Source organism: Vibrio sp. Vb0667 (genome assembly GCF_033391095.1).
Genome location: NZ_JAWPOL010000063.1, coordinates 1 through 4,504 on the forward strand (window position 1 = coordinate 1; position 4,504 = coordinate 4,504).

At 40.8% G+C, this 4,504-nt stretch carries 7 protein-coding genes; 5 read left to right on the plus strand and 2 right to left on the minus strand.

From position 1 onward, the window contains the following. Positions 1–99 precede the first annotated feature (99 nt). The 5 genes from R8269_RS23190 to R8269_RS23215 all read left to right on the plus strand — a co-directional run bounded on the left by R8269_RS23190 (position 100) and on the right by R8269_RS23215 (position 3,526). Entirely contained in the window at positions 100–501 is a 402-nt protein-coding gene (locus R8269_RS23190) for an HIT family protein (protein ID WP_005377049.1), read from the plus strand. Positions 502–656: 155 nt separating this feature from the next. Next, entirely contained in the window at positions 657–1,013 is a 357-nt protein-coding gene (locus R8269_RS23195; RefSeq protein ID WP_005377051.1) for a hypothetical protein, read from the plus strand. Positions 1,014–1,696: 683 nt separating this feature from the next. Further along, positions 1,697–2,305: a hypothetical protein gene (locus tag R8269_RS23205; protein ID WP_005377053.1), complete on the plus strand. Its 609-nt coding sequence runs from the start codon at positions 1,697–1,699 to the stop codon at positions 2,303–2,305. A gap of 162 nt (positions 2,306–2,467) precedes the next feature. Then, complete coding sequence (locus R8269_RS23210) at positions 2,468–2,899, plus strand: T6SS immunity protein Tdi1 domain-containing protein (RefSeq protein ID WP_005377056.1); 432 nt, start codon at positions 2,468–2,470, stop codon at positions 2,897–2,899. A gap of 156 nt (positions 2,900–3,055) precedes the next feature. After that, the gene (locus tag R8269_RS23215; protein WP_005377057.1) at positions 3,056–3,526 is read left to right on the plus strand and encodes a GNAT family N-acetyltransferase; all 471 of its coding nucleotides are present in this window, start codon (positions 3,056–3,058) and stop codon (positions 3,524–3,526) included. A 150-nt stretch (positions 3,527–3,676) separates the two neighbouring features. Here R8269_RS23215 and R8269_RS23220 read toward each other — a convergent pair whose 3' ends face one another. Then, positions 3,677–3,955 carry a type II toxin-antitoxin system mRNA interferase toxin, RelE/StbE family gene (locus R8269_RS23220; protein ID WP_005377065.1) on the minus strand — a complete coding sequence of 93 codons (279 nt, stop codon included), beginning with the start codon at positions 3,953–3,955 and terminating at the stop codon, positions 3,677–3,679. Continuing rightward, positions 3,952–4,236: a type II toxin-antitoxin system RelB/DinJ family antitoxin gene (locus R8269_RS23225; RefSeq protein WP_005487956.1), complete on the minus strand. Its 285-nt coding sequence runs from the start codon at positions 4,234–4,236 to the stop codon at positions 3,952–3,954. Before R8269_RS23225 ends, R8269_RS23220 begins: the two co-directional genes overlap by 4 nt. Positions 4,237–4,504 lie beyond the last annotated feature (268 nt).

The following is a 4,504-nucleotide window of genomic DNA, read 5'->3' on the forward strand; positions in this document are numbered from 1 at the left end:
CTACACGTTGGTTTTAGTGTTTAAGGTGGTATGCGGCGGCTTTTGTATTGCGTTGCTCACCCCTTAACAGGGCGTTAGCATACTTTGATAGGAGTTTAGATGACCACGATAGTCGAACAAATTGTTAATCGTGAAATTGACTCGGTCATCGTGTACGAATCTGACAAAGTTATAGCTTTTGCAGACCATGACCCAATCAACTTTGGACATATTTTAATTTGTCCTAAGACTCAATATCGTACTTTCATCGACTTGCCCGAGTCTGTGTTTTTAGAGATCACCGACGTCGCAAGAGATTTATATAAGCGTATAGAAGCTAAGTTCAATCCCGATGGTATCGGCTTTATGCAAAACAACGGAGAGGCACCTCATTTCAACGAGCTCGACCATTACCATTTGCATATTTTCCCTCGGTTCCATGGCGACCAGTATGGTTGGGTTAGTAGTGAACTTGGAATTCAACCTATGGATAAACTTAGAGAATCACTTAAAGATCTATGAGCGTTGAAAAAGTAAGCTAACAAATTGTTCAAGAGTGATTCGGCACGCGTGGCATTTTGACTATGCGTTGGTTTTAGCGGTTAAGGTGGTATGCGGAAGCTTCGGTATTGCGTGCCTCACACCTTAACAAGGCGTTAGTGTTCAAGGGGAAAGAATTGGACGAGTTACTAAAATATGTTTCTCTTATTACTTTATGTGGAGCGGCAATTTCGTTTGTGATTGGATTGATTAAATGGATCGATCAGCGAAATAGAGAACAGCAGCAAAAACATTATGAAGCATTTCATCAGATGGTGTTGCTAGCTTCTGGCATTGATGGAAATCGTCAGACAATAAAAATGGTTCAGCAAATTGCAGCTATTTATCAACTTCAGAGCTATAAAGATTTTGCTTTTGCGTCAGTTCCTGTTTTGGAACTTATGTTGTTTGAATATGGTAACCAAAGCGACCCTCGTTCAGAGCATATGATAAAAGCAATCAAATCTACTATTCATGCGCTCAAAGAACATTAACAAGTTGCTTAAGAGTGATTCGCAACGCATGGCATTTTTACTATGCATTGGCTTATGTGATTAAGGTGTAATGCGGTTACAATGGTATTGCGTTGCTCACACCTTAGCAAAGCGTTAGCACTGGGTTGACATCAAAGGCTAAAAGTTTCTGTTTTTATTGGTTTCTTTTCCTCGCTTTGCACCTAAGCAAATGTGCCTTTCAGGTTCGCTCCGGTGGCACTATATGAGTTGTTTTCGCTTTGAGTTTGTCGTTTACGGTTTCTAACTTTCGGACTATTTCACTGGCGCGGTTTCTTTGATGCGGTTGATTTCCTGCCTTAAATTTGGCTATTTGTCGTGGTTGTTGAAGTCCGATGATCGAATCCTTTGCAAATTTTATTACTGCGAAATAGGGTAGTTTCGCATGTTTTTCTTCAAGCCAACTTACGTCTTGAAGTTTGTTTTTAGTTTGGCAGCTGTCCGTTTCGTTTTGGTGTTTTAAGCCATAAATTTCGTGCTATATTTCAATGTCTTGGCGTGTGTCAAAGGCTTAAAGGGCAGCGTGCTAACAAACAGTTCAAGTGGGATTCAGCACGCGTGGCATTTTTGGTATGCGTTGATTTTGGTGTTGAAGTGCCATGCGGTAACATTGGTATTGCGTGCTTCACCCCTTAACTGGGCGTTATGTTTATTAGGAGAGTGTATTGAATCTATGCATAACTATAAGTGAAATAGACTGGTCCTTAACCAAGGATGTATTTTCAATATTAGGTACCGTCGGTGCACTTATTATTGGCACATTTGGTTTATTCACTTGGAGACGGCAGCTGCGAGGTACCAGCGAATATGAGCTCGCTAAAAAAGCAGTTTTCAAGACTTATGAAGTTCAGCAAGCCCTTCAAGCTGTCAGAAATCCAATGTTGTATCTGAGTAAAGAAGAGGTCGAGGTCGGACGTCGTCTTGAAGAGGAGCAGCGAATATATAATGAACGTATGACTTTGCTTTATGAGAAGTGGGCAGAACTACAAACAATACGTCTTGAAACAAAAGCAATATGGTCAGATAGCGCTCATAACTGTTTTAACGAAATTCAACAACGTATTGGAGATTTAAGAGGTGCTATTTGGCTACATTTCTGGATGAAAGGCGCTTATGCTGGTCCAGGGGCAACAGTTGATAATAATCCTGAGCGAGTTATTGAAAATGATAAGGTTGTGTATTTCGTTTCAGATGATGACGAATTCAGCCAAAAAATATTCAAGTCGGTAGAGAAAGTAGAATTATTCTTTGGCCCAAAAATTCGGGGTAAATAAACATAACAAACTGTTTAAGAGGGATTCGCAACGCGTGGCATTTTTACTATGCGTTGATTTTAGTGATTAGGGTGGTGTGCGATGGCTTCGGTAATGCGTTGCTCACCACTTAACAGAGCGTTATGTGTCAATGGGTTTCTAAACAGAGTGAGAAAGATAAAAATGCAGTTTATTTGGGAAGTCTCGGACGTAGAAATAGATACCTTGTTACCTCAGTGGAAATGGTTGCTTAATCCTACAGGGAAACCTTTGTATCTAACCATCATGGGTGACTGGCTATTTGGTGAAGTGGATGGCTCAATTTCATTGTTATCGGTTTTAGATGGTACCTATGAAACAATTGCTTCGGACTTTCATGAGTACAATAAAATGAATAAATCACAAGATTGGTGTGATAATGTCTTTTTAACTAGTTGGTATGACTTGGCGCTCGAACACGGGCTACAACCAAAACAAGACGAATGCTTAGGTTGGAATCTGCATCCAGTTATTGGTGGTGAGTTTTGTATGGAAAATTTGCAAGTATTTACTATGAAAGTATATCAATCACTAATGTCTCAGTTGCATTTTCAACTTCAGCACGCAAACACATAACAAACTGTTTAAGAGTGATTCGCAACACGTGGCATTTTTACTATGCGTTGAATTTAGTGGTTAAGGTGGTATGCGGCGGCTTCGGTATTGCGTTGCTCACCCCTTAGCAGGGCGTTATGTAGCCGCGAGAGGACGGTAAGTTAAAAGGATTTATATATGTTAAATATTCGGCAAGCTCGCATTGAAGATATCAGTGTTATCAAGAAACTACAGTTTCAGCTTAATGAGTATCATCAAGCAAATTTACCTGATGACTTTTTGTCACCGGAAGAAATTGAACAAAAAATAGACCTACACAAGATAATCAAAAGTGAAAGCTCGATTTTTCTGGTAGCCGAAAGCAAAGGGCAGTTAGTAGGTTTTGTTTTTGGTGAGCTATGGGTTCGTAAGTCTTGGACGCTCAAAGAGCGAAAGATCGCAAACGTTGAACAGATTGTTGTGGATTCATGCTTTAGGAGTCAAGGTGTTGGAGTGGCGCTAATAGAGGCATTTGAGGAAAGGGCTATTTCTAACGGCGGAGAAGAGCTGTGGTTAGAAGTATATTCTTTCAATGAATCAGCTCTAGCTTTGTATCGCAAAGCTGGTATTGAGCCCAAGATCCAAATTGGACAGAAAGCACTAACCTGAAAGTCGGCTACATAACAAATTGTTCAAGAGTGATTCGGCACGCGTGGCATTTTTACTATGCGTTAGTTCTAGTGGTTAAGGTGGTATGCGGAAGCTTAGGTATTGCGTGCCTCACACCTTAACAAGGCGTTAATTCCCCAGAGGAAGCAATCAATCCGTAGGGAATTTTTGTTTCTGGTGGAGTACACGCATAACTCGGATGATATCTCCCTCGACCCAGTAAGAGATAATCATCGAAATCTCAGGAATAATGAGTAATCGTCCGCGGATACCATCTCGTTGTACGCCCATTAAAGGTTGTTCAAGCAAGTTTTCTACTTTTGCTTCAATGAGGTTGTCAGTTTTTTCTGCCGCATCAGGGTTGAAGTCATAGAGAAACTCGAAGATCTTTTCACGATCATTAAGTGACTCTTCTTCCCATAAAATCATTGCTTACCTCGATTACGGATTCTGGCTTTGCGCTCTTCCATTCGAGATTTAGCATTTTGGTGCTCAACGAAAACGGACTTTCCTGAGTCAAACTTCTCAAATGCTAGATTTACTTGTTCAGTTAGCCATGCATCGTGAGACAATGTTTTTCTTTGTTGTTCAGCAAGTTGCTCAGTAAGTTCACGGCATGCGTCACTCAGAGTGCGACCTTGGCTCTCAGCCATTTGTTGAGCTAGGCGTTTTGTTTCTTCATCAACACGAAATTGAATTCTAGTGTCCATGATTTATTCCTTTGTTGGTGTGTGTACAAATGTTAGCACTAGGCTTTGAGATGGGCAACTAACAAACAATTTAAGAGTGATTCGGCACGCGTGGCATTTTTACTATGCGTTGGTTTAAGTGAATAAGGTGGTATGCGGGGGCATCGTATTGCGTGCCTCACACCTTAATTGGGCGTTATGTGCTTATGAGAAAAATTGACATGGAAGTGATAGAGGCCAACCCTGATTTGGCCCCAATATTAGCGAGTTATGCGAAAGAATGCCTAGA